Source organism: Denitrificimonas caeni, from assembly GCF_905120345.1.
Classification (GTDB): Bacteria; Pseudomonadota; Gammaproteobacteria; order Pseudomonadales; family Pseudomonadaceae; genus Denitrificimonas; species Denitrificimonas caeni_A.
In genome coordinates this window covers 228,302-251,988 of record NZ_CAJHOA010000003.1, presented here as the reverse complement: position 1 = coordinate 251,988, position 23,687 = coordinate 228,302, and the positions used below count along the sequence as shown (strand labels likewise).

Here is a 23,687-nt window from a genome sequence, read left to right as displayed (position 1 = left end):
TGCAGCTATTCTAACTTGTCTTAGCTTGTACCTATGAATAAATATTTTAGTGTTATTTCAATCAGTTTTATTTTATCCGGCTGCCAAGCCCTGCCGTCAGATAGCAATCTACCGGTGAACGATACAGCTGTGCCCATCGCGACACAAACCAGCGTCGCGGAAAGTACTAGTGCGCAGTTCTCACCAGAGACCTTAATCAGTTTACTCTCTGCGGAAATTGCCGGACAGCGTGATCGCTTTGATATTGCTTCAGAGAATTACAGCCAGCAAGCTCAAGTCACCGGCGACCCTGGGGTTGCTGAGCGTGCTTTCCGCATTGCTGAATACCTTGGCGAAGACCAACGCGCGCTCAGTAGCGCCCTGATTTGGGCCAATGCTGCACCGGATGACTTAGAAGCACAACGCTCTGCCGCGATTCAACTGGCACAAGCCAAGCGTTATGACGAAGCCATGCAACGTATGGAAAAAGTTTTATTGGGTAATGGCGAAACGCAATTTGATTTTCTTGCGTTGTCGGCTGCCCAGTCTGACAGCAAAACGCGCAACGCGCTGCTGCAAAGCTTTGACCGCTTATTAGTAAAGCACCCCTATAACCAACAACTGGTCTTCAGCAAAGCCATTTTACTCAATCAAGATGAGCGCAGCGAAGACGCTCTAAAACTGCTGGAAGATCAACCTAAAAAATACACTGTGATTGCCACTACGCTCTTAAGAGCACGCTTACTCAGCCAGCTCAATCGCGGTGAAGAAGCTTTACCCTTGTTGCGTAGCGCTCTAAAGAAAACCCCAGGCGACAGCCGTTTACGTATGGCTTACGCGCGCCAATTGATTGAACTTAACCAGCTGGAAGAGGCGCGCGCCGAATTTATAGAGCTGTTACAACAATCACCTGATGACGATGACCTGCGCTTCTCACTGGCCTTAATTAATATGGATTTAGAGGCGTGGCTTGAAGCACAAGCATACCTTGAAGACCTCATCGAACGAGGCAGCCATAGCTCTGCTGCGCAGTACAATTTAGGCCGAGTATTTGAAGAGTTAGAAGACACCGAGCAAGCGTTGTCTGCCTACAACACAATACAATCAGGAAGCAACTACCTTGCCGCCCAACAGCGTATTGTCACTCTACTGCTCAACAATGACCGACTTAAGGAAGTGACAACTCACTTCGAATTACAGCGTGTAATGCGTGCGGACCTAGCCATTCAACTGTATCTCATTGAAGCTGAAGGTCTCTCCACTCAAGGCCAAGTGGAGACTGCGTGGCTGCGTATCAATCAAGCGTTAAATCATTATAAAGACGATCCAAGCCTGCTCTACACACGCGCAATGATTGCTGAAAAACGTAACGACCTAACGCAACTCGAAGAGGATTTGCGTCTTATTATTGACAAAAACCCTGACAACGCGATGGCTCTAAACGCCCTAGGTTATACCCTTGCCGATCGTACTGATCGCTTAGACGAAGCGCGCAAGCTCATCGAGCAAGCACATTTACTCGAGCCAAACGATGCTGCAATCACTGATAGCCTAGGCTGGGTTTATTATCGCCTTGGCGATCTAGAGACTGCTGAACGTCTGCTACGCGAAGCTTTTAGTGCCTTTCCAGATGCTGAAGTTGCCGCGCACTTAGGCGAGGTGTTATGGCAACAAGGCAAGCAAGATGCAGCCCAGCGTATTTGGAAGCAAGCGCTGAAAGCCGAGCCAAGTAACCCTACTCTTCTTGAAACCCTACAACGACTCACCAACAAGGACCTCTAAACTGATGCGTCTTTCCAGTGTTTTTTTACTGAGCCTGCTCTTTGTACTCAACGGCTGCAGTCAGTTTGCGACAAAAGAGCACCTCAGCGGCAACGGTAAAGCTGATTCTTGGCAAACTCACAAGCAACAGGTTGCGCCTTTAGATGCATGGCAAATCAGCGGCAAATTGGGTATCCGTAGTGAACGCGAATCTGGCAGCGCAGTCTTATTCTGGCTGCAACGTCAAGATTATTTTGATATTCGCCTGTCAGGCCCGCTTGGCCAAGGCTCAACCCGCTTAACCGGTCGTCAAGGTGCAGTCACATTAGACATTGCGAACCGCGGCACATACCAGGCGCAGTCTGCTGAAGATTTAATGCAGCAGCAACTGGGCTGGAGCTTACCGGTAAAAAACCTACTCTGGTGGGTGCGAGGCCTACCCTCCCCGCACAGTAAAAGCCGAGTACAACTCGACAACAACAGCCTGCTGGCACAACTTGAACAGGATCAATGGCAGATTGAGTACTTAAGCTACCGTACTGAAAACGGTATACGGCTACCCGAGCGGATTAAGCTCAGTGGTGCCGGTCTCAATATCACGTTGGTCGTTAAAGAATGGCAAGCCCGGCAACTGGGTCAGTAATCGCATGCAAGAAGACACTTTAAATAGCGCTGATCAGCAATCAAGCCGTGATTCGGCACCACTGAGCCTACCCGCACCAGCTAAGCTCAATTTAATGCTGCATATCGTCGGTCGGCGCGCTGATGGTTATCACTTACTGGAAACACTCTTCCAGTTCCTCGACTACGCTGACACCTTACATTTCAGCCCTCGTAACGATGGGCAAATTATTTTACACAGCGCAATCGAAGGTGTTGCGCACGACGATAATTTAATTGTTCGTGCCGCGCGCTTATTACAAGCACAGAGTAAAACCAAGCTGGGCGCAGATATCTGGTTAGATAAAAAACTACCGGTTGGTGGCGGCATTGGTGGCGGCAGTTCCAACGCGGCAACGACACTCGTCGGCCTTAATTATCTATGGCGCACGCAACAGTCTTTAGATTCACTTGCTGAATTAGGTCTAAGTCTCGGTGCTGATGTACCGGTATTTGTTATGGGGCGTGCGGCATTTGCGCAAGGTATCGGAGAAAAATTACAGCCTGTAGATTTGCCCGAACCGTGGTATTTAGTGGCTGTGCCGCCTGTTTCGATCAGCACAGCGAAAATATTTTCAGACCAGTGCTTGACACGCGATACTCCCGTGACTAATATACGCACCGTTCTCAAGCAAGGCGGTCACAATGATTGCCAAGCGGTAGTTGAGATGCGTTACAGAGAGGTTCGTAACGCGTTGATCTTGCTTAACAAATATGTTGATGCTCGATTAACTGGAACTGGAAGTTGTATATTTGGGGGCTTCCCAAACGAACAACAAGCTGTTAACATAGCAACCCAGATTTCAGAGTCTCTACCAAGCTTTGTAGCACAAGGCGCAAACATTTCGATGTTGCACCGAGCACTGCAAAACTTAATTGAAAACTGATAGTTCTACATTATTAAAATGTACAACTCTACAGGGGCGTCGCCAAGCGGTAAGGCAGCAGGTTTTGATCCTGCCATGCGTTGGTTCGAATCCAGCCGCCCCTGCCACATTACGAAACCTTCGTGGTTTCGCGTTGATCGCGAAGTTACGAAGGTTTTTTTCGTCAGGCCCACCCTCAGTAACAGGTACTGCGCGTGTCCAAGATGATGATCTTTACGGGGAACGCAAACCCCGACCTCGCTCGACGAGTAGCAGCCCAATTATATATTCCACTGGGTGATGCTTCGATCGGCAAATTCTCTGACGGTGAAGTCAGTGCGGAAATCAATGAGAACGTACGCGGCAAGGATGTATTCTTAATTCAGCCAACCTGCGCACCGACCAATGACAACCTCATGGAACTCATTGTTATGATTGATGCATTCCGTCGCTCTTCAGCGTCGCGCATCACTGCTGTGATTCCTTATTTCGGCTATGCTCGCCAAGACCGTCGACCGCGTTCAGCACGTGTTGCGATCAGCGCGAAAGTGGTTGCTGATATGCTCTCTGGTGTTGGTGTTGACCGCGTACTTACGGTTGACCTGCACGCTGACCAAATCCAAGGTTTCTTCGATATCCCTGTTGATAATATCTACGGTTCCCCAGTGTTAGTGGATGATATCCACACTCAGCGCTTTGAGAACCTGATGATTGTCTCACCGGATATTGGTGGTGTTGTTCGCGCCCGTGCTGTGGCTAAATCTCTAGGCGTTGACCTTGCTATTATTGACAAGCGTCGTCCTAAAGCAAACCAATCAGAAGTGATGCATATTATCGGTGATGTTGAAGGCCGTACCTGTATTCTCGTTGACGATATGGTTGATACAGCCGGTACTTTATGTACTGCTGCTAAAGCTTTAAAAGAGCGTGGCGCATCACAAGTATTAGCCTATTGCACACACCCTATTTTATCCGGCCGAGCAATCGAGAATATCGAAAACTCACTGCTTGATGAGATTGTGGTGACTAACACTATTCCGCTATCTGCTGCTGCTCAAGCCTGCTCGCGCATTCGTCAACTCGACATTGCCCCAGTGGTTGCTGAAGCTGTACGCCGTATTAGCAATGAAGAATCGATTAGCGCGATGTTCCGTTGAACATTGTGCAATCAACAACCGCCTAACTATATTTAGGCTTCAACAACCCCGCTCGTCACTGGTCGCAAGTTGACGGGCGTTGTTGTTTTTTTGGAGAGATACACATGAGCGAATTTACACTTAACGCCCAAGCGCGTAACGATTTAGGGAAAGGTGCGAGCCGCCGCCTACGTCGTAACGCGGACTTGATCCCTGCTGTTATTTACGGTGGCGAACAAGCACCTGCATCAGTCAGCCTAGCAACACGTGAAGTAGCTAAACTGTTACTGAACGACGCCGCTTACAGCAGCATTCTTGCGCTGAATATCGACGGTAAAAAAGAAAACGTTTTGATCAAAGCAATGCAGCGTCACCCAGCAAAAAGCTTTGTAATGCACGTTGACTTTATTCGTGTTGTTGCCGGTCAAAAACTAACAGCTATGATTCCAGTTCTATTGCTGAACGAAGAAACCTGTGTTGGTGCTAAAACTGGCGGTGGTGATATCTTCCGTCTGACAACTGAGCTTGAAGTCAGCTGCTTACCACAAGACCTACCTGACGCTATCGAAGTTGACATGCTCAACGTTAACGTTGGTGAAATCGTTCACTTAGCAGACCTCGTTGCACCTAAAGGTGTTGAGTTCACCGCTCTAGCGCACGACAACAACATTGCCGTTGCAAGCGTTCACGCTGCTCGCGTAAACGTTGAAGAAGATGAAGATCAAGATCAGCCTGCAGATGCAGCCGCTGAAGGTGCAGCAGAAGAGAAGTAATTTCTCGCAGCTTAACCTGTAAGACAAGGAGCTCCCGTAGTGAATGCTGTGCAACTGATCGTCGGCTTAGGTAATCCAGGCCCAGAATACGACCAGACCCGGCATAACGCGGGGGCTTTTTTTGTTGAGCGCCTTGCTGAAAAGTATGGTGTCAACCTCAGCTTTGATAAGAAGTATTCTGGTTTAACCGGAAAACTAAACCATCAAGGCCGTGATATTCGCTTATTGATTCCGACCACCTACATGAATCGTAGTGGTCAAGCCGTTGCTGCACTGGCCAATTTCTTCCGTATTCAACCCGAAGAGATTTTGGTCGCACATGATGAGTTGGATATGCCACCAGGTGTATGCAAACTCAAACTGGGCGGCGGACACGGTGGGCATAATGGCTTACGCGATATTATTGCCAGCCTCGCCAATCAAAAGAATTTTCATCGTTTGCGTATTGGCATTGGCCATCCTGGACACAGCAGCCAAGTGTCTAACTATGTATTAAGCCGAGCACCACGCAGCGAGCAAGAACTAACCAACACCAGCATCGAATTCGCCCTTGGCGTACTGCCTGACCTTCTTGACGGTAATTTCTCCCGCGCAATGCAGCAGCTACACAGCCAAAAGGCTTGACTCTTTTTCTCCCGAGGGACTCTCATCATGGGATTTAACTGCGGTATCGTGGGTTTACCCAACGTTGGCAAATCGACTCTATTTAATGCCTTAACTAAATCTGGGATTGCTGCCGAAAACTTTCCATTCTGCACCATTGAGCCAAACACTGGCATCGTGCCTGTGCCCGATCCTCGTTTAGGCCCGCTGGCTGAAATTGTGCAACCTGAACGCGTTTGGCCCACGACTATGGAGTTTGTGGACATCGCAGGTTTGGTTGCTGGCGCTTCCAAAGGCGAAGGCTTAGGCAATAAGTTTCTAGCCAATATTCGTGAAACCGATGCGATTGCTCACGTCGTACGTTGCTTTGAAGATGAGAACGTTATTCACGTATCTAACTCTGTAGATCCTAAACGTGACATTGAAATCATCGATCTTGAACTGATTTTTGCTGACCTTGATAGCTGCGAAAAACAACTGCAACGCGTCACACGTAACGCCAAAGGTGGTGATAAAGATGCGGTTGCGCAAAAAGCTTTGCTTGAGCAACTAATTAGCCATTTCACCGAAGGCAAACCAGCACGCTCACTGCTAAAAGGCTGGAGCGAAGATGAAAAACAACATGTGCGTAGCTTTCACTTATTGACCATTAAGCCGGTCATGTATATCGCTAACGTTGCTGAAGATGGTTTTGAAGACAACCCTCTACTGGATATCGTCCGCGCGATTGCCGAAGAAGAAGGCGCGCCAGTGGTACCAGTGTGTAACAAAATCGAAGCGGAAATTGCTGAGCTCGATGACGGCGAAGAAAAAGATATGTTCCTCGAAGCACTGGGTCTTGAAGAGCCAGGTTTAAACCGCGTGATTCGTGCAGGCTATGAACTGCTAGAACTGCAAACCTACTTCACCGCCGGCGTCAAAGAAGTTCGCGCATGGACCACCAAAGTTGGCGCAACTGCACCACGTGCTGCTGCAGCGATCCACACTGACTTTGAAAAAGGCTTTATCCGCGCAGAAGTGATCGCTTACAACGATTTCATCCAATATAAGGGTGAAGCCGGCGCCAAAGAAGCAGGCAAATGGCGCTTAGAAGGCAAGGAATACATCGTCAAAGACGGTGATGTGATGCATTTTAGATTCAACGTATAATTCTCGCGTCATCTGATTATTTACGCATGCGCTCTTGCTGCGTAAATAATCAATCCCCATCCAACTCTAGCCTACTTTAACCTGCTGCTGATTCATGCGCTCATAGCCGTACGTGATTGCCGTCTTACCGTGCGCAGCAGGCTTACCATTAGGCCCAATATTGGCAAACACCATACGCTCAATCCGCAGTATCTCCTTATGGGTGATTTTATTGCGTACCACACAGCGCAAGGTAATAGAGGCGCGACCAAACTCAGTCGCGGTAATGCCCAACTCAATGATATCGCCTTGCTTGGCCGAGCTAACAAAATTCACTTCAGAAATACGTTTAGTTACCACATGTTGATTATCCAATTGCACAATGGCATAAATCGCCGCTTCTTCATCCACCCAGCGCAATAAACTGCCACCAAATAAGGTGCCATTGGGATTTAAGTCTTCCGGTTTAATCCATTTTCGAGTATGAAAATTCATCGACTATGATCCTCAGCAGAGGCGCAAACAGCGCAGGATAGACTAACGCAGCCGTGCTGGCTGATACTGAAAAGCTCAGGGGCACATGCTCGCTTATCATTTTCAGTCTACATGATTACGCTGATACACCTCAGCCCCCATCGCCTCAATTTGCCCCTCAATCAGTGCTTCAAAAGGTCGCAAGAGCGCACTAAAGTCAGCATCAGGCTCAAGGATGCTCAATGCACAACTGACCGCCTCCACTGTCGCCAAGGCCTCAGCACTGAGCGCTTTACGCAAACGGTAGCGACTGCGCAGCCCAGCGGGCAAGGTCACCCGAGGTAACTCCGCCAGCAATGGATTGCAGTACAAAATCTTCCGCGCTTTACGCCAGGTGCCATCAGGCACCACCAACAACAAAGGCAGTTGATTAGCTTGATAGGCGGTCAGCTCTTGCGCCTCCTCGCCGGGAAACAATACACAGGCCCGATAACCAGGCTGTTGGAGATACTGCTGAAGATCAGCAATTGTTTCGGCAATAATCAGTTCTGCATTTTGTAAACCCAAGCTAACAAAGCGTGCCGTATTTAAAGCATGCTTTACTTCATCAGGATGTTGTACCAACAATATCCGCGTCTGGCTGGGTAAATGAGGGATCAAGCTGCATAAACAGTGAGCAAGCGGCCTTGTGCAACGCTGACAGCGTTGTCGCCCCGTGCGTTCAAGCGTCATAGCTGCGACATCTAGGATGATAAATGATAAGTACAACCTCAAAATTTCAGTGTAAAGTGTATAAACATTATATCGACAACGTATCTATATTAGGAGTTCGCCATGCGCTCACTACCCACCTTATGCGCCCTATTCTGCACCGCAATTCTATCGCACAGTGTCAGTGCTGCAACTCAATCCGACGCTCTTAAACAAGAAGCTGCTGCATTAATTCCACCCTTTGCTCAACAACTGATGGATACCGTGCAAAAAGCTAAAGAAGATGGCGGCCCAAGCGCTGCTATTGATGCCTGCCAAGATTTAGCACCAAAAATCGCTGACCAGCACAGTACTGACCAATGGAAGATCGGTCGGACATCACTAAAAACTCGCAGCGACGCTAATATTCCTGATGATTGGGAACGTGGCGTGCTTGAACAGTTTGCTGAGCGGGCGGCCAAGGGTGAAGACGCTAAGACTATGAGTTACGCCGAAACCGTAGATGGCCAGTTTCGCCTAATGAAAGCTATTCCACTGCAAGAGGGCTGCCTAGGTTGTCATGGTAACGGTATTAAACCTGAAATTGCTGCGGCGTTAGATGCTAAGTATCCCAATGATCAAGCGCGTGGTTACTCGGTCGGTGATATCCGTGGTGCTTTCACCTTACGCTACCTTGGCGAAAAACAGTAATGCGCATTCTCCCTTCACCCACTGAAGGGAGAATTTTTCGAGACACTCGCAGTCAACCTTCTCTGCTATTAATGCAATTTGAGCCGTTGGTCTTTTGTCGTTAGATGTACCCAGCAGTGCAACAGACATAAAATTGCTATAGATCTTTTTACCCAGCTCGCTGAACACCGTACACTGAACACCTACCCACCTTGAGTACGGACAATCCCCTTTGGACAACCTCATTTACGAAGCCCTCGGCATTGGTTTATTACTCGGCACCCTCTTAGGCTTAACCGGTGCGGGTGGCTCGCTGGTGGCTTTGCCTTTATTGCTCAGCCTGCACTTGCCCTTACGCGATGCAATAGGCGTGAGCTTGGGTGCTGTGGGCTTATCCGCACTCATTGGTGCCATAGGCCGTTGGCGAGCAGGTGATGTGCACTTAACACCCGTAGTTTTACTGACAACCAGCGGCTTACCTGGCAGCTGGATAGGCCAACAGCTTGGTCAGTTAATCAGTGAGTTTTGGTTGGTATTAGGCTTTTGTGTGCTGGTCCTGTGGTCAGCATGGCGCATGTGGAGCAACGCGAGTCTGCCAGAAGAGTCAGAGAAAAAACCAATGAATCGAGGCATGCTGGTCTTTATTGGTTTATGGGTCGGCGTGCTGTCTGGACTGATGGGTGTCGGTGGTGGGTTTTTAATTGTGCCAGCGCTGCTCTGGTTCAGCCCTCTCTCAATGCTCGCTGCAACAGCCACCTCAATGGCAGTGATTGCTCTAGTGTCCGGCGCTGGCTTCTTAATGTACCTTGGTGCTGCGCAACCACCACTGCAACTATTGGCAGGCTTAACGATGGGTGGCGCCTGCGGCGTCTTGCTGGGTAATAAATTAGCCACTCGTCTCGGTGGCCCGATGCTACAGCGTATTTTTGCGATTATGCTGCTTTCAGTCAGCTTATCGCTAGCAGCACAAAAACTCTTCACGGCGGCGGTGTAACAAGGCTTTAAGCATACACTAGCGCCTATTTAACACTTGACTGTAAGCAGATTTCAACGCGTAAGCCACCCAAAGGGCTATCAAGTAGCTGCAAAGTGCCGTGTAGTGTCTCGACGATATCGCGAACAATACCCAAGCCTAAACCATGTCCGACGCTCTGCTCATCCAAACGCGAGCCGCGCCGTTGCACCTGTTCGCGCTGACTCTCCTCAATACCTGGACCATCATCATCAACCCAGACACAATAGGCCTCTCCACGTTTTTCAATGCTCAGCTCTACCCTGCTGTCAGCCCATTTACAGGCGTTATCCAGCAGATTACCTAACATCTCCAGAATATCGTCACGCTCCCACGGTAAGCGCAACTCTGGCGTGGCATGCCAATCTAAAGTCAGCACATCACCATGCACGTGATTCATCAATTGAAATAAACTCGGCAGCTCCTCAGCACAATCAAAGAATGCACCCGGCAGGGCTTCACCGGACAAACGCGCACGCGTTAACTCACGGGCAATCCGTTGTGCAATATGTTCAAGCTGCTCTTGCATGATCGCCAACAACTCAGGCTGGCGTTGTAATTCTTCACGCTGCAACAGACTCACTAACACCGCTAAAGGTGTTTTTAAGGCATGCCCCAAGTTACCCAAGCCTTTTCGCGAGCGCTGCAACGTTTCTTCAGTATGTGCGAGTAAACGATTGACCTGCTGCACTAAAGGTTGCAACTCAATCGGGGTCTCTTGCTCCAACTGACTGCGCTGTCCTTGCTGTAATTGTTCAATTTGTACTCGCGTCTGCTCCAGCGGTTTTAGAGCACGGCGAACCAGTAATCGCTGCAATAACAAGGTCAGCAGTAACGCTAACAAGCCTAAGCCCGCACCAATAATTTGTGCCTGTTTAAAACTGACTAAAACGGGACTGTAATCATGCGCCACAGTCACTTTAATATCAGTTTTATAGCGTCGATAATCGCCCTGATAAATTAACAATTGCTGCTGTTCCGGCCCTGGCCTAAGTTGCTCAGAAAAGCCTAAATGCTCAACATCTGGCAGCTCAAAATCCCACAAGGAGCGTGAACGCCAGCGCTGTTGGTTAAACTCAATAATAAAATACTGCCCAGAAAAGGGCTTTAAAAATACCGCATCATGATGACGGCTATTTAACTCAAGACCTTGCGGGCCCTTGACCAGCGCCGCTAATAAACTTTCCGCTTGAGTCTGTAAATTATCCTGCGTGTATTGACGTAAACCTCGGTCAACAACCCATAAGCCCGCTTGAGAGAGTAATAATCCCATCACAATTAACAGCATGGCCAAACTGAACGTTAGCTGCCGTTGAATCGAATGCCTCACAGTTGCGCCTCACAACCAGCAAAGCGGTAACCTTGACCGCGACGTGTCTCAATCACGGCCTTACCTAATTTACGGCGTAAATGATTGACGTGAACTTCTAACACATTGGAGTCACGCTCAGTTTCACCATCGTACAAATGTTCAGCCAAATGGCTTTTCGACAACACCTGCCCAGGGTGCAACATAAAATAACGTAGCAAGCGAAACTCAGCACCGGTCAACTCTATCGTCTCACCTCGGCTGTGTACCATTTGTCGAGCTTCATCCAAATGCAGTCCTTCAGCACTTAACTGGTTCTGGTTGGAAAAACCATGACTGCGTCGTAACAAAGCCTGCACTCGTAAATACAATTCTTCGTGGTGGAAAGGCTTGGTAAGATAGTCATCAGCACCGGCTTTTAAGCCATCAATACGTTCACTCCATGCGCTGCGGGCGGTTAAAATCAATACAGGCGTACTGATTGCTGCAGCTCGCCATCGTGCCAGCACCTCAAGCCCTGGCAATCCGGGCAAACCTAAATCTAAAATAATTAAATCATACGGTTCCACCGCACCTTGATACGCAGCATCACGACCATCAGTGAGCCAATCCACGACATAGCCTAACCGCTGCAGTCCTGCGCACAGCTCATCAGCCAAAGCCACGTTGTCCTCAACCAATAATAGACGCATTAATCGTCCTCTTCGTCTTTTAACAACTCACCAGTACTGGCATCAAATTTGAGTTCTCTAACCTGTCCCTGCACAGTAAGCAATTCAACCTCATAAATATAGCGACCGCGTTTCTTTTCCAATTCCAACTCCAATAAACGCGCTTTAGGATGACGCTCTAAAGCGCGCTCAATAAATGTTTGCGAGGATAGAATCTGGCCTTTTTTATGCAGTCGTAATGCTTCATCATGGCTTAAATCATGCGCCACAACCTGACCGGCGCAAGCCAGCCAGAGTGCAAGCAAATAAGCAGATCGGGAACTTTTAAGCATCAGTCATCCTGTTGGTTTTTAAGAATTTCTGCAGTTGTTGCATCCATCTCAACTTCCCACTTCTGACCTTTCTCATCACGCAAATCAACTTGATAGATGTAGCGTCCATAACTCTCTTCAAGATCTGTCTCTAGTATGCTTGCATTAGGATATTGTGCCAATGCTACCTGATCGAGCTTTTCAAAAGATAAAATTGCTCCTGAGGTGCTCAGCTCAAGGATTTTCGCAGGGCTAACATCTTTAGCCTGAGCTAGACCGACACCCATCATTAGAGCAGCTGATACACATAAAGCGGTTAATTTTTTCATGATTATTTACTCTTTCGAAGTAGTTCAACACAAAGTTATTTTGTGTCTACACTGCATAAGCTACAGAGGGCAACTTAACTGAAACTTAAAAAACAGTCGTCAGTGAGCAATGAAATCAAACCAGCGTACGCCCTGTAGCGAGGCAGACCTGCTAAACTGAACTCATCAAAATTGATTATTGCGGACACCCCAGTGGAAATATTTAAAGAGTTTACTTTCGAATCAGCGCACCGCTTACCGCATGTCCCTGAAGGACACAAATGTGGCCGTCTGCATGGTCACTCATTTCGTGTAGCGCTGTACCTGCAAGGCAAAGTTGATCCCCACACCGGCTGGATTCGCGACTTTAGTGAAATCAAAGCGTTATTTAAGCCGACCTATGAACGTTTGGATCACAACTATCTGAATGATATTCCCGGCTTAGAAAACCCCACCAGTGAAAACATGGCGGTCTGGATTTGGCAGCAAATGAAACCGCTTATTCCCGAACTATCACGGGTACGTATCCATGAAACCTGCACCAGTGGCTGTGAGTACAGCGGTCAGTAAGCCGCCAACCACCACGCCCAAACCATCATGGCTTGGGCGTGTACTGCGTGTTGGCTTGCTCATTGTTTTACTACTGATTGCCGCAGTGCTCGCTCTACCGCACGCACTACCTTGGTTATTGCAACAACAAGGCATTGATTTTGATTGGCACAACCCAGAGTGGCAGCGCAATGGCTTTAGTGTCTCCCAACTGCAACTGACGCTTCCCAGCGATGATGGACCGCCCTATCAACTGCAAATCGACAATCTGCGCCTTAACTGGGCTTGGCAAACCTTCCCAATTCAGCGCTTACAAGCATCACGTTTACAGCTGTACTGGCCTTTAAGCGGTGCTCAAACAGCTACCGATAGCGCTAACCAGGCCATGCCTGAAGCGTTACTCAAATGGTTACCACAGCATATTGAACTGCAAAACATTGACGCCAACCTACCTGGACTTGGCCACTTACAAGGCGCGCTCAATCTACAAGCCAGCGCCCAAGGCTTGCTCTGGCAGCCTACATTTATTCACAGCCAGCTCACCTTAAAAGATCCGCAAGGCGCTTGGCTAGACAGCATCCCTACTGAGTTCCAGCCAACACAACTCAGCGCGCAAATCACCACCCACCCAGACCATCAAGATACAGCTAACGGCCAGCAACGACTGACAGTTGATCTACACAGCGAAGGCCCCATGCGTTTTCAACTCAACGGTATTTTGGATCTACAGCAAATACCCGAATGGCAAGGGACGCTAAAAAATGCACAACTTTTTATCCAGCTCGATGCATTAACGCTGCCTGCCGTACGTGCTAAACAACTGCAGGTACGCGCTTACTTTACCGCGCATGCCGATGCTGAAAAATTCACCGTTAGCCTCAACAAGCAATCGAGTCTAGAGATCCATAAGCTACAATTGCCTGATATCGTTCAGGCACAAAAAGTAACAGTGCAGCTCGCAGGCTCGACGATACAAGGTCGTAGCAGTGCACCGGAACAGCTACAAGTGCACAGCCCACTCAAAGCGCATATCGAACAACTCAGCGCAGAGCAACTGCACACACAAGACTGGGATTTCAACGGCACACTGAGCGGTCAATTACCGCAACTCGAATTAACCGGCGATCTAACCGGCCAACAGGGGCTGAGTCTGGCCAGCAAGATTCGTCTACTAGAGCACTCGATACAAGGCAGCGCTACGCTAAAAGAAGTGTTCTTTAAAGCCGGTAACCCTCTACAAACAACCTTGAAAGATTGGCCTGAACTGATTTCTTTTAATAGCGGCCGTTTGCGCAGTCAAATCGATTTCACCGTACCTAATACTGGCCCACTCAAAGTCTCGATCAATGGCAGCGCCAGTGGACTGAGCGGCATTGTCAATCGTAGCGAAATGAAAAATCTTGAGTTTCAATTCAGCGGCCAACTCTCTGGGCAGACACTTAAGCTTGGCATCCCTAACTTAACGATTGAGCAGCTTAATCCAGGCATTCTTTTAGGGCAGATTCAGATTAAAAATGCGCATTACCAAGCTAAGCTCGATAATCTTTTAGAAGGCGTAGCCGACTGGCAAAGAGTGCAAGCCAATCTACTCAATGGTAGCGTTTGGCTCGAGACGCAAAAATTTGACCTGCAACAGCCGCAAACCTTACCGCTACAGGTGCAAGGCTTGGAACTGCAAGAGCTGCTCAAGGTCTATCCTGCAGAAGGCTTGGCCGGTAACGCTACCATCGATGGTCAGCTACCGATTCACTTTGCGAGCGGCGAGTTCTACATCGAAGCGGGCCAATTAAAGGCGCGACAACCCGGTGTTCTACAGTTTCAATCGGAGAAGATTCACGCTCTAGGACAAAGTAACCCGGCGATGCGTTTAGTGGCTGACGCTTTGGAAGATTTCCACTTCAGTCTGTTAAGTAGCGGATTAAGTTATGATCAATCCGGTAAGCTGTTACTCAATGTTCGTTTAGAGGGGCAAAATCCAGGTGTTGAAAAAGGACGTCCCATTCATTTAAACATTAATTTAGAAGAAGACATTCCCGCCTTACTGGCTAGCATTCAGCTGAGCGGTCAAGTCAGCGAGATTATTCAAAAACGTGTTCGAGAGCGCCTCGAAAAACGTTAATTTAGGAGGCATCTATGCGAACAAGCCTATTTTTAAGTGTTTTTGTACTCGCTTTATTTAGCACTGCTTGCACCCCAACCGTGCAATTAGCCATGCCCAATGAACCGATCAATATTAATCTCAACGTAAAGATTGAGCACCAAATCTATATCAAGGTTGATAAAGAACTTGATAGTCTTTTCGATGAATCCAGTGGCTTATTCTAAGGAGCACAGTATGACTTTTCGTAAATTTTTAATGCCTTTGTTATTGGCCAGCAGCCTCCTTAGTACAGCAGTGTTCGCCATGGATCTAAACGACGCCATGAGTAATCTCAGCCCAGCCAAAGCAGCAGGGTTACTCGGTGAACAGCCCAATGGCTACTTAGGCGTGGTACAAGCACAAGGTAACGCCGCTGAAGTTGCTCGCCTGATTAATGATGCCCGCCGTGCGGAATACCAACGCTTAGCAAAGGACAACAACATTCAGCTGTCTGACGTCGAAACCATGGCCGGTAAGAAAGCGCTGGAGAAAACGCAGCCTGGTCAATATATCCAATTGAACGGAAAATGGCTTAAAAAGTAATCAATAACACTATTGATAAACAATTTTCGCCAATAACCTTCCAGAATTCAAACGCTTAGGGTATAGTTTGCTTCGTTTTCAGCCACAGCATGAAAACACCGTCGGGGCGTAGCGCAGCCTGGTAGCGCACTAGCATGGGGTGCTAGGGGTCGAAAGTTCGAATCTTTCCGTCCCGACCAAATTACCCTAGTAAAACCAAAGGCTTACGTCAGACCGGCGTAAGCCTTTTTTAATACCAAGTGTTTGTTTTTTTCTAGACTAGACACTGGGCTATACAGAGAATCCTGCTAGACAGCTTTCACCATCCATCTACCCGCCGCTAATGTCGTGATACTCTCGACTGTCTTGGCGAATATAAGCAGTTCCTGCAACACGACTGTATCTATGATTATTCCAGCATCCAGCGTCATCACAGTTGGTGACTTGTATCGATGCTCTCGCTCTTAAAGCTACTGCTAGCTTTTTGTGCTCTAACCAAATACGCTCAACATCACTAGCGCTAACTCCTGAACCCCATGCAGCCGACATAACCCTTTGTCTCGACGCAAGCAGGCTACTCTGGCAACCCTTTTTTATTGCCTTCCAGTTTTTCCCCATAGACCCTACTGCACACCATGTTGAGGATGCCCAATGAAGCTAAGTGAAAGCCTTCAACTACTTAATGATCTCGGAATAACAGACTGGGCCTCCAAGGATACGAATGAGTTCACTCGTCTGGTAATCAACGCAGCCGCTGAGTACTTGCTGGAAAGCAATGACCCCTTTGAATTCAGACCTTACATAGAGTCTGACTCAGTCTATAATTATTTTGTTGATCATTCATGGGAGCTTGACTGGTACACAATACTAAGCGGGAGTTTTATCGAGGCAGTGGAGCTAAATATTAATATGATAGCCTTTTCAATTAACGATTTTGATCCACTAATGAGCGTAGAAGACACCAAGGCATACGTAGAGTTATGGGTACGTGACTGGGAGAGTAATGTTCGCACGAAGCTTGTCGGTGAAATTGCAAAGCGCACATCATTATGATAATGCAGCCGCTACCAACCTTACCCATCTTCCGGGATTTGCTTCAGTGCACTATTTCATTGAGACTGGCATCAGCTAAAACGCTCTAAACCACTAAATGAGATATGGAAGCCAGCGCCTTTTACCGGCAGAGACATTTCAGCATCATCTGCACCTGACGCATTAGCAATACCCACGCTAGCAAAATAGCAAACTGCATCAGCCCCTAAAGCATGCTTAATACATAGTGCCTTGCTTGAAGCATCTAGGATGCCCTTTGCGGGATAGCAGTCAGTCCGAACAACTATAAACTGTAGCTGCCCTTCTTTCTTTGCAACGATTTGAGGGTTCATAGATAAGTCGGCGTTACCCCCTACGATCTCATACCCCTCACCCTGCAGATAACCAACCACCACCTCAATACCGAAGTCATGTATTTCAGCCTTAGTCATTATTTCTGCCATGATCAATTCCAAATCCCTAGTTATTAAAAAGGCTTACAACCTACTCACTATACAAATACTGCTGAAAACCAATAAAGGTTTCACGAATAACAGCCGTTGAACCGAGCTCGCTTGCAGCATCACTGATGGTGTTGTATTTCAGCTCAATCAGACTGCGCATTTTTTTAGCAGCCAACTCGTTTACGCCATCGGCAACGTACTTATCTAGAATAAAGTCCACAAACTCATGTTGTTTATAGTTGGCAAAGGCTTTCTTAATAAGCGGCTTAGCACGCTGCGCACGCTCGCTGCGGGTACGGGTTTCAGCCGTATAAGCGACATACGCCAGCACGTCATACACATCGCTATCTCTGGCATCAATCAGCTCTTTCATGCTGTCCAGCTTCTCATCGTCATAGCCTGCTTCTGATAAGTCTTCCAGCAGCTTTTCGCGTGTGGTTGGATCGCTCCATATTGCACGCAGCTGATATTCATCGGTAAAGAACTGCGGCAAGTCACCAAACATCCGTTCAATAAACTCTTTCGCAGTAATCGGCTTACCGTCAGGGCTCCAATACATGGCCGACGAGATATGTTTGATCTGTCTGGTTTTTCCGTCACTTAATTTAATAATGATTTTTTCTGCACGCGCGCACTCACACGACTGCATACCACAGTCTGCACAAGCGTCTTGTTTGCATAAACAAGGTGACTCACCACAGACTTGGCAAGCCCCCTCTTCGCACTCACAAGGCTCGGCACTGCATACAACGCAAAGCTTAGGGCAATTGCATGGGTGAAATCCGCACTGTTCACAAGGCTCTTTAAGGCAGCTACAAGGTTTGTTATTACACGTCTTACAGGTTTCTGGCTCTAACGGATCACCGTCCCACTCTGGATCAGCAAAATTGTAATGGGCTTTTACAAAGTCATAGACGGTGAAGTAATCCTTACCGTCATACATGCGCGTGCCACGGCCAATGATCTGCTTGAACTCGATCATATTGTTGCACGGACGCATTAAGACGATATTGCGTACGTTACGCGCATCGACACCTGTAGACAGCTTGCGTGATGTGGTCAGTATCGTCGGAATGGTTTTCTCGTTGTCCTGAAAGGTCTTGAGATCATTATCACCGGCTGCACCATCATTGGCGGTAACACGCACACAGTAGTTGCTGTTGCTCGTCCAACCCTTTTCAACGGCGTACTGGTTAACATAATCACGCACCATGCCTGCATGTTCTTGCGTGGCGCAAAAGACGAGGGTTTTCTCTTTAGGATTAAACATATCCATCCAATAACGCACACGCTTTTCTTCACGCGCTGGGATGGTAATAACCCGGTTAAAGTCGCCCTCTTTATACACTCGACCTGGCTCTGGATCGCCCTTAATGACTTCGCCATCGCCTGGCGTATAAACGTACTCATCCATGGTGCCAACAATGGGTATCAATTTAAACGGCGTTAAAAACCCATCGTTAATCCCTTCTTTGAGGGTGTAGCTGTACACCGGCTCACCGAAATAATTATAGGTATCCGTGTTGCCAGTACGCTTAGGCGTAGCGGTTAAACCCAGCTGTACCGCAGGTGCAAAGTAATCAAGAATATCGCGCCACGAACTTTCATCATTGGCTCCACCGCGGTGACACTCATCAATAATAATCAGATCGAAAAAGTCTTGTGGGTAGTCACCAAAGTACGGTGTATCTTCACCCGCTTCGTTTTGCCCGCCACTCATAAAGGTTTGGAAGATGGTAAAAAACACGCTGGCGTTTTTCGGTACTGTACCTTTCTTTTTAATTTCGCTGGGATCAATACGCACCAGCGCATCTTCGCCAAAGGCGCTGAAATCATTAAAGGCTTGATTGGCTAAGATATTGCGGTCAGCAAGAAATAAAATACGCGGGCGTTTTTGCGCTGCATCGGGGTCTTTCTGTGCGTTCAAACTCCAACGGCTATTAAATAACTTCCAAGCGGTCTGAAAGGCAATACAGGTTTTACCAGTGCCCGTGGCCAAAGTGAGCAAGATGCGTTGCTTACCCTGCGCAATGGCCTCAAGGGTGTTGCGAATCGCATTTTCTTGATAATAACGCGGCTGCCAGTCACCTTTGACTTCAAACGGAATCTTAGCAAATCGCTCGCGCCATACTGCAGCGTAATCAGGTACTTGGGCATCTAGCTCAGCAAACGTGAGCTGCCACAAGGCTTCTGGGCTCAGGAACTGATCAACCAGTTCTTCTTTACCACTCAGCATATCCACTTGGTAAATCAGATGGCCATTGGTTGCATAACCGATACGGCACTGTAAGCGACTGGCGTAATCCTTCGCTTGGCGCACGCCTTCGGTGTAGCTGAGGCTTTCTTTTTTAGCTTCAACGGCAGCCAGCTTATGGCCTTTGTACTCCAACACATAATCGCTAATAACCGGACTGCTGCGCTTACCGCCGCCGATAATTCGGCCTTGAGTGATGTTCACTTCACGACGAATAAAGCTGTGCTCAATTTGCCCCCAGCCTGCAGCAATCAGTTTGGGGTCAATTAAGTTCGCGCGCGTATCGGCTTCGTTCATAGCCATTTAATTAGTCCTTTAAAAATCCTTGTGTAAGAAAACCCGCTGCGTCTTACATATAAATAATCATATCCAACTTTAAGAAGGCTAAAGTGGAATAAGAAAAACCATATCCAACTTTAGGGTGGTTAAAGCGGGATAAGAAAAACCATACCCAAGCTTATGTACCGAATAGCGTGATATAACGCTCGAACAAATACACACGGTTACGCTGATAGCCTGTTATCTCACGCAGTACGCCATCGCTCTGCAGCTGTTTGATTAAGTTTGTTGCCGCTGTAGAGCTTATGCCTAGCAACTCAGAAACATCGTGCACCGTGGTAGAGGGACGCTTATACAACTGACTCAGCAACTGTTGTGCATTTTCAGCGCGCCGCCCCATGCCAAGCACTAACGTATCCATTTCTTGGCGTAGCCGCAAAATACTTTGGAAGGTTTCTTTACCCTTACTAGCCGTTTCAATCACTGCAGACAAGAAAAACTTTACCCAGTGGATGAGGTCATTCGATTCGCGCACACGGGTCAAGGCGTCGTAGTAGCTACTGCGATTGCGTTCAAAAAAGTCAGATAAATACAGCGATGGTTTTCTCAGCAAGCCTTTATCGACCAGATACAGCGTAATCAGCAGGCGACCAATACGGCCATTACCATCTAAAAACGGATGGATGGTTTCAAACTGATAATGGCTGAGGGCGATACGAATCAACTGCGGCACATTGATGTTTTCGTTATGCCAGAACTGTTCTAAATCGCTCATTAAATCGAGCACTAAATCCTGATGCGGTGGGACAAAAGCTGCATCGTTTAAACCACTGCCACCAATCCAGTTCTGACTGGTACGAAACTCACCGGGAGTTTTGTTCTCACCTCGCACACCCTGCATCAAGATTGCATGGGTGTGTTTGAGCAGTCGATTGGATAGCGGCAGTGTTTCCAGCTCGGCAATGGCATCGTTGATGGCTTGCACGTAATTGCGCACTTCAGTCCAGTCATCGCGCTTTTCTGGCGCAAGCTGGGCGGCTTCCATTACGGCTTCATCCATCTGCGTTTGCGTGCCTTCAATACGCGAGGAAGTGTTGGCCTCTTTAGTGATGTGCATCTGAATAAACAAATCCACATCCGGCACGATCAAAGTAAAGGCATCTAGCTCAGCTAGCGCGCGCGAAGCTTTTTCCAGCAGCGTATTAATGACCGGATCTTGCCAGAGCCATTCGCGATTGATCAGTGTTGGTGCAAAGCTTTTGTATTGATACTGTTGAATCCATTCGCCAGCACTGAACGCTTCGAATTTTATTGGCTCTTGGCGCATCATCAAGCGACCGCTCCTTGGTTGTTCTTTTGGGTGAGCTCACCGGAAAAGGCTTTTTGCAGGATGGATTTTTTGAGTTCGTCTAACTTTTCTAACTTTTTCTGGTAGTTTATTTGAGTTGTTTTAATTTTCTCACTAAGAGCCACCATCCTAACAACTAACTCTTTTTGTTCGGATATGCTCGGAAAAGAAATTTTAATTTTTCTTAAATCATCATTATAGAGCCTAGATATAGTTGCTCCTTTAGATGGATTCCAATCACAGACACCATAAAACTGATACAAATAATTGTTTAATATCATTTTTTCATCATTATCAATCCAAACGATATTTGAGTCTTGGAAATAAGCAGGTTGCCCGTCATAAATAACTCGCCTTCCAATAGTGCCTGCCGCTGAAATCAAAATATCTCCTTTCTTTGGAAAAGAATATTTTTCTTTATATTCCTGATATATATCATTACCAATAAAAGCATTTGCTGTTCGTCCAAAAGTTCCAATTTTATAGAATGGGATATCACCTGAAACGGCAGTTTGCTTTTTTAGTATCCTTTTACACATAGATACCTTACCCAATGCCCCCAGTACCGTTTCTTTCCACCCTTCCCCTCGCTGGCTAAACACTTGCTGCAAGTAGCTTTCAAAAAGCTCGCGGGCGTTTTTAAGGTTTTGTTCGGTTTTGGCGCGGACTTGTTCGATATCGGCAAAGACTTCATCAAGGATGGCGACAAGGCGTTTTTGTTCAGGAAGAGGCGGCAGTGGGATTTCAAAGGTTAAGATTGTATTTACATTAGCTCTAGGCATTCTTGCGCCAGTGCAGGTTTCATTAATGGCGCTTACAATCCGGTCACTTGAAAGCCAATAATACAGGTAACTTCTATTCAACTGACTTGTTGGTTTTAATGGGAATATCTCGGATGAGCAGTGCCCCTCAAAGTTTGGCACCAGCACTTTATTTAAATAAGGTCGCAAGCGCCCATAAAGAACATGGCTGCTAGAAAACTTAAACGTAGAGCTTGCTACAGCCCTAGGGTCTAATCCTCCTAAAAAACGCCCAGTAAATCCCTCAATATCTTCAAGCCCAACATAAGGTAGATTACCTTCTCGAAACTGTTCTTTTTCAATTTTGCATACATCGCCTAGCTTAACGGTTGGCCACTCCATCACAACAACTCCTGAATACTTTCCAAAATCGCGGCACTTTCTGTATCTAGCGCGATGATCTCAGCAATTATTTCTTCAGGTTCGCGTAGGGCTGCAGCTTCCGGTGCATTGGCATTCTTAACCGATAAATCCCAAGTGCTTGGGTCGATATCGGTCACATTAATCGACCACGATTTTTCAGACTCGGCAAAGGTCTTTTTCAACTCAACAAACTCGGCCAAGTCTTTGTCATTCAGCGGGTTGGTTTTGCCAAGGCTGCGGCCAGGATCAAGCTGGTAGTACCAAACTTTTTGCGTGGGTTCGCCTTTGGTGAAGAACAACACCACAGTTTTAACCCCAGCACCTAAAAAAGTTTTGGCTGGGCAATCTAAAACGGTGTGCAGATTAAAGTTCTCCAGCAGCTCTTTACGCAGCGCCACTGACGCATTATCGGTATTACTTAAAAAGGTGTTCTTAATCACAATCGCTGCGCGGCCACCGGGTTTCAGCATCTTCATAAAGTGCTGCATAAACAAGAAGGCCGTTTCACCGGTTTTAATCGGGAAATTCTGCTGTACTTCTTTGCGCTCTTTACCGCCAAAGGGTGGGTTAGCCAGAATAATATCGTGCTGATTGCTTGGAGTAATATCTTGCAGGCTTTCCGCGAGGGTGTTGGTGTGCATCACATTGGGCGCTTCAATGCCATGCAGAATCATATTCATAATGGCAATCACATAGGCCAGTGACTTCTTCTCTTTGGCGAAGAAAGTCTTTTCTTGCAGGGTTTTTAAGTCGCTAGAAGAGAGCTGCTTTTGCTCACGACCACCTTGGCGCAAGTAATCATAGGCTTCACATAAAAAGCCTGCCGACCCTGCTGCCCCGTCATAGACGGTCTCGCCAATCTTTGGCTGAAGTACATCAATCATGGCGCGAATCAATGGACGCGGCGTGTAGTACTCACCACCGTTACGCCCGGCGTTGCCCATGTTTTTAATGCGGGTTTCATACAGATGCGACAGCTCGTGCTTTTCTTCTTGCGAGCGAAAACGCAGTTCATCAATTCTATCTAGCGCATCACGCAGGGAATAACCGCTTTGAATTTTGTTTCTCAGCTCACTGAATATCTGCCCGATCTTGTATTCGATGGTGTCTGGGCGATCAGCCTTTTGCTTAAAAGATTTAAGGTACGGAAACAGTTTAAAATCAACAAAGTCGATCAGATCATCACCAGTGAGCGCATTATTATGGTCTGGCTTGCCATTGGCATCTTTTGGCGCAGCCCAAGCACTCCAACGAAAGTCCTTATCAATAATATGCTGATAGGGCTCATCCATCAGCTCTGCTTCAAGAGATTTCTCGTATTCCAAGTCATCCAGATATTTAAGGAACAACAACCAAGAGCTTTGCTCTGCGTAATCCAGCTCACTGGAACAGCCAGCATCTTTGTGAAAGATATCGTCGATATTTTTAAAAGTTTGTTCAAACATACTGGTGTGGTAATCCCTGAAGTGTTGCTGTGAGAGGCATAAGCGCCAGCGCAGCTTGTATTTCTAGCTCAGCCGAAGATATAGGCTTTGCTCTCTGTAACCGTTTAACCCCTTACGCTA

25 protein-coding genes and 2 tRNA genes are annotated in these 23,687 nt (G+C 47.4%); 16 read left to right on the top strand and 11 right to left on the bottom strand.

Annotated elements, in window-relative coordinates; all coding sequences use genetic code 11:
• Window positions 1-33: 33 nt before the first annotated feature.
• The 8 genes from JYJ62_RS07340 (at window position 34) to ychF (ending at window position 6,927) form a co-directional block, all read left to right on the top strand.
• The gene (locus JYJ62_RS07340; protein ID WP_205341554.1) at window positions 34-1,761 is read left to right on the top strand and encodes a tetratricopeptide repeat protein; all 1,728 of its coding nucleotides are present in this window, start codon (window positions 34-36) and stop codon (window positions 1,759-1,761) included.
• Window positions 1,762-1,765: 4 nt separating this feature from the next.
• Window positions 1,766-2,383 (top strand): lipoprotein insertase outer membrane protein LolB, encoded by a 618-nt coding sequence (gene lolB, locus JYJ62_RS07335; RefSeq protein WP_205341553.1) that lies wholly within the window; start codon window positions 1,766-1,768, stop codon window positions 2,381-2,383.
• Between the two features lie 4 nt (window positions 2,384-2,387).
• Complete coding sequence (ispE, locus tag JYJ62_RS07330; protein WP_205341552.1) at window positions 2,388-3,287, top strand: 4-(cytidine 5'-diphospho)-2-C-methyl-D-erythritol kinase; 900 nt, start codon at window positions 2,388-2,390, stop codon at window positions 3,285-3,287.
• A 32-nt stretch (window positions 3,288-3,319) separates the two neighbouring features.
• Window positions 3,320-3,394, top strand: a tRNA-Gln gene (locus JYJ62_RS07325).
• 87 nt (window positions 3,395-3,481) lie between these two features.
• Window positions 3,482-4,423, top strand: a complete 942-nt coding sequence (locus JYJ62_RS07320) for a ribose-phosphate pyrophosphokinase (protein WP_205341551.1) — start codon at window positions 3,482-3,484, stop codon at window positions 4,421-4,423.
• Between the two features lie 104 nt (window positions 4,424-4,527).
• Window positions 4,528-5,175 (top strand): 50S ribosomal protein L25/general stress protein Ctc, encoded by a 648-nt coding sequence (locus JYJ62_RS07315; RefSeq protein ID WP_205341550.1) that lies wholly within the window; start codon window positions 4,528-4,530, stop codon window positions 5,173-5,175.
• A 39-nt stretch (window positions 5,176-5,214) separates the two neighbouring features.
• Window positions 5,215-5,799 carry an aminoacyl-tRNA hydrolase gene (gene pth / locus JYJ62_RS07310; protein WP_205341549.1) on the top strand — a complete coding sequence of 195 codons (585 nt, stop codon included), beginning with the start codon at window positions 5,215-5,217 and terminating at the stop codon, window positions 5,797-5,799.
• A gap of 27 nt (window positions 5,800-5,826) precedes the next feature.
• Window positions 5,827-6,927: a redox-regulated ATPase YchF gene (gene ychF, locus JYJ62_RS07305; protein WP_205341548.1), complete on the top strand. Its 1,101-nt coding sequence runs from the start codon at window positions 5,827-5,829 to the stop codon at window positions 6,925-6,927.
• Between the two features lie 66 nt (window positions 6,928-6,993).
• Here ychF and JYJ62_RS07300 read toward each other — a convergent pair whose 3' ends face one another.
• Together JYJ62_RS07300 and JYJ62_RS07295 are read right to left on the bottom strand one after the other, a co-directional pair.
• The gene (locus JYJ62_RS07300) at window positions 6,994-7,401 is read right to left on the bottom strand and encodes an acyl-CoA thioesterase (RefSeq protein ID WP_205341547.1); all 408 of its coding nucleotides are present in this window, start codon (window positions 7,399-7,401) and stop codon (window positions 6,994-6,996) included.
• A gap of 102 nt (window positions 7,402-7,503) precedes the next feature.
• Window positions 7,504-8,112, bottom strand: a complete 609-nt coding sequence (locus JYJ62_RS07295) for a tRNA-uridine aminocarboxypropyltransferase (RefSeq protein WP_205341546.1) — start codon at window positions 8,110-8,112, stop codon at window positions 7,504-7,506.
• Between the two features lie 102 nt (window positions 8,113-8,214).
• Here JYJ62_RS07295 and JYJ62_RS07290 point away from each other — a divergent pair, with 102 nt between their 5' ends.
• Together JYJ62_RS07290 and JYJ62_RS07285 are read left to right on the top strand one after the other, a co-directional pair.
• Window positions 8,215-8,781, top strand: coding sequence for a Tll0287-like domain-containing protein (locus JYJ62_RS07290; RefSeq protein ID WP_205341545.1), 567 nt, complete (start codon window positions 8,215-8,217; stop codon window positions 8,779-8,781).
• A 211-nt stretch (window positions 8,782-8,992) separates the two neighbouring features.
• Window positions 8,993-9,754, top strand: coding sequence for a sulfite exporter TauE/SafE family protein (locus tag JYJ62_RS07285; RefSeq protein ID WP_205341544.1), 762 nt, complete (start codon window positions 8,993-8,995; stop codon window positions 9,752-9,754).
• A 25-nt stretch (window positions 9,755-9,779) separates the two neighbouring features.
• Here the strand turns inward: JYJ62_RS07285 and JYJ62_RS07280 are convergent, their stop codons facing one another.
• The 4 genes from JYJ62_RS07280 to JYJ62_RS07265 are packed head-to-tail and all read right to left on the bottom strand — an operon-like array spanning window position 9,780 to window position 12,392.
• Window positions 9,780-11,060 (bottom strand): ATP-binding protein, encoded by a 1,281-nt coding sequence (locus JYJ62_RS07280; RefSeq protein WP_205341713.1) that lies wholly within the window; start codon window positions 11,058-11,060, stop codon window positions 9,780-9,782.
• A 38-nt stretch (window positions 11,061-11,098) separates the two neighbouring features.
• Window positions 11,099-11,773: a response regulator transcription factor gene (locus JYJ62_RS07275; RefSeq protein ID WP_205341543.1), complete on the bottom strand. Its 675-nt coding sequence runs from the start codon at window positions 11,771-11,773 to the stop codon at window positions 11,099-11,101.
• Entirely contained in the window at window positions 11,773-12,084 is a 312-nt protein-coding gene (locus JYJ62_RS07270) for a PepSY domain-containing protein (protein ID WP_205341542.1), read from the bottom strand. The genes JYJ62_RS07275 and JYJ62_RS07270 overlap by 1 nt, the downstream gene beginning before the upstream one ends.
• A complete protein-coding gene (locus JYJ62_RS07265) occupies window positions 12,084-12,392 on the bottom strand; it encodes a PepSY domain-containing protein (protein WP_205341541.1) in 309 nt (102 codons plus the stop codon). The genes JYJ62_RS07270 and JYJ62_RS07265 overlap by 1 nt, the downstream gene beginning before the upstream one ends.
• A 192-nt stretch (window positions 12,393-12,584) precedes the next feature.
• Between JYJ62_RS07265 and queD the strand changes: the two genes are divergently transcribed.
• The 6 genes from queD to JYJ62_RS07235 all read left to right on the top strand — a co-directional run bounded on the left by queD (window position 12,585) and on the right by JYJ62_RS07235 (window position 16,635).
• Window positions 12,585-12,941 (top strand): 6-carboxytetrahydropterin synthase QueD, encoded by a 357-nt coding sequence (queD, locus tag JYJ62_RS07260; RefSeq protein WP_205341540.1) that lies wholly within the window; start codon window positions 12,585-12,587, stop codon window positions 12,939-12,941.
• Entirely contained in the window at window positions 12,901-15,039 is a 2,139-nt protein-coding gene (locus JYJ62_RS07255; RefSeq protein ID WP_205341539.1) for an intermembrane phospholipid transport protein YdbH family protein, read from the top strand. Before queD ends, JYJ62_RS07255 begins: the two co-directional genes overlap by 41 nt.
• A gap of 14 nt (window positions 15,040-15,053) precedes the next feature.
• A complete protein-coding gene (locus JYJ62_RS07250) occupies window positions 15,054-15,245 on the top strand; it encodes a YnbE family lipoprotein (protein ID WP_205341538.1) in 192 nt (63 codons plus the stop codon).
• Between the two features lie 10 nt (window positions 15,246-15,255).
• Window positions 15,256-15,603 (top strand): YdbL family protein, encoded by a 348-nt coding sequence (locus JYJ62_RS07245; protein ID WP_205341537.1) that lies wholly within the window; start codon window positions 15,256-15,258, stop codon window positions 15,601-15,603.
• 102 nt (window positions 15,604-15,705) lie between these two features.
• Window positions 15,706-15,782, top strand: a tRNA-Pro gene (locus tag JYJ62_RS07240).
• 451 nt (window positions 15,783-16,233) lie between these two features.
• A complete protein-coding gene (locus JYJ62_RS07235) occupies window positions 16,234-16,635 on the top strand; it encodes a hypothetical protein (RefSeq protein ID WP_205341536.1) in 402 nt (133 codons plus the stop codon).
• A 71-nt stretch (window positions 16,636-16,706) separates the two neighbouring features.
• Here the strand turns inward: JYJ62_RS07235 and JYJ62_RS07230 are convergent, their stop codons facing one another.
• The 5 genes from JYJ62_RS07230 to JYJ62_RS07210 all read right to left on the bottom strand — a co-directional run bounded on the left by JYJ62_RS07230 (window position 16,707) and on the right by JYJ62_RS07210 (window position 23,567).
• Complete coding sequence (locus JYJ62_RS07230; RefSeq protein WP_205341535.1) at window positions 16,707-17,078, bottom strand: hypothetical protein; 372 nt, start codon at window positions 17,076-17,078, stop codon at window positions 16,707-16,709.
• Window positions 17,079-17,118: 40 nt separating this feature from the next.
• Window positions 17,119-19,629: an EcoAI/FtnUII family type I restriction enzme subunit R gene (hsdR, locus tag JYJ62_RS07225; RefSeq protein ID WP_420042826.1), complete on the bottom strand. Its 2,511-nt coding sequence runs from the start codon at window positions 19,627-19,629 to the stop codon at window positions 17,119-17,121.
• A 160-nt stretch (window positions 19,630-19,789) separates the two neighbouring features.
• Complete coding sequence (locus JYJ62_RS07220; RefSeq protein ID WP_232365737.1) at window positions 19,790-20,941, bottom strand: Fic family protein; 1,152 nt, start codon at window positions 20,939-20,941, stop codon at window positions 19,790-19,792.
• A complete protein-coding gene (locus JYJ62_RS07215; RefSeq protein ID WP_232365747.1) occupies window positions 20,941-22,101 on the bottom strand; it encodes a restriction endonuclease subunit S in 1,161 nt (386 codons plus the stop codon). The genes JYJ62_RS07220 and JYJ62_RS07215 overlap by 1 nt, the downstream gene beginning before the upstream one ends.
• Complete coding sequence (locus JYJ62_RS07210; protein ID WP_205341532.1) at window positions 22,101-23,567, bottom strand: N-6 DNA methylase; 1,467 nt, start codon at window positions 23,565-23,567, stop codon at window positions 22,101-22,103. Before JYJ62_RS07210 ends, JYJ62_RS07215 begins: the two co-directional genes overlap by 1 nt.
• Window positions 23,568-23,687: the final 120 nt, after the last annotated feature.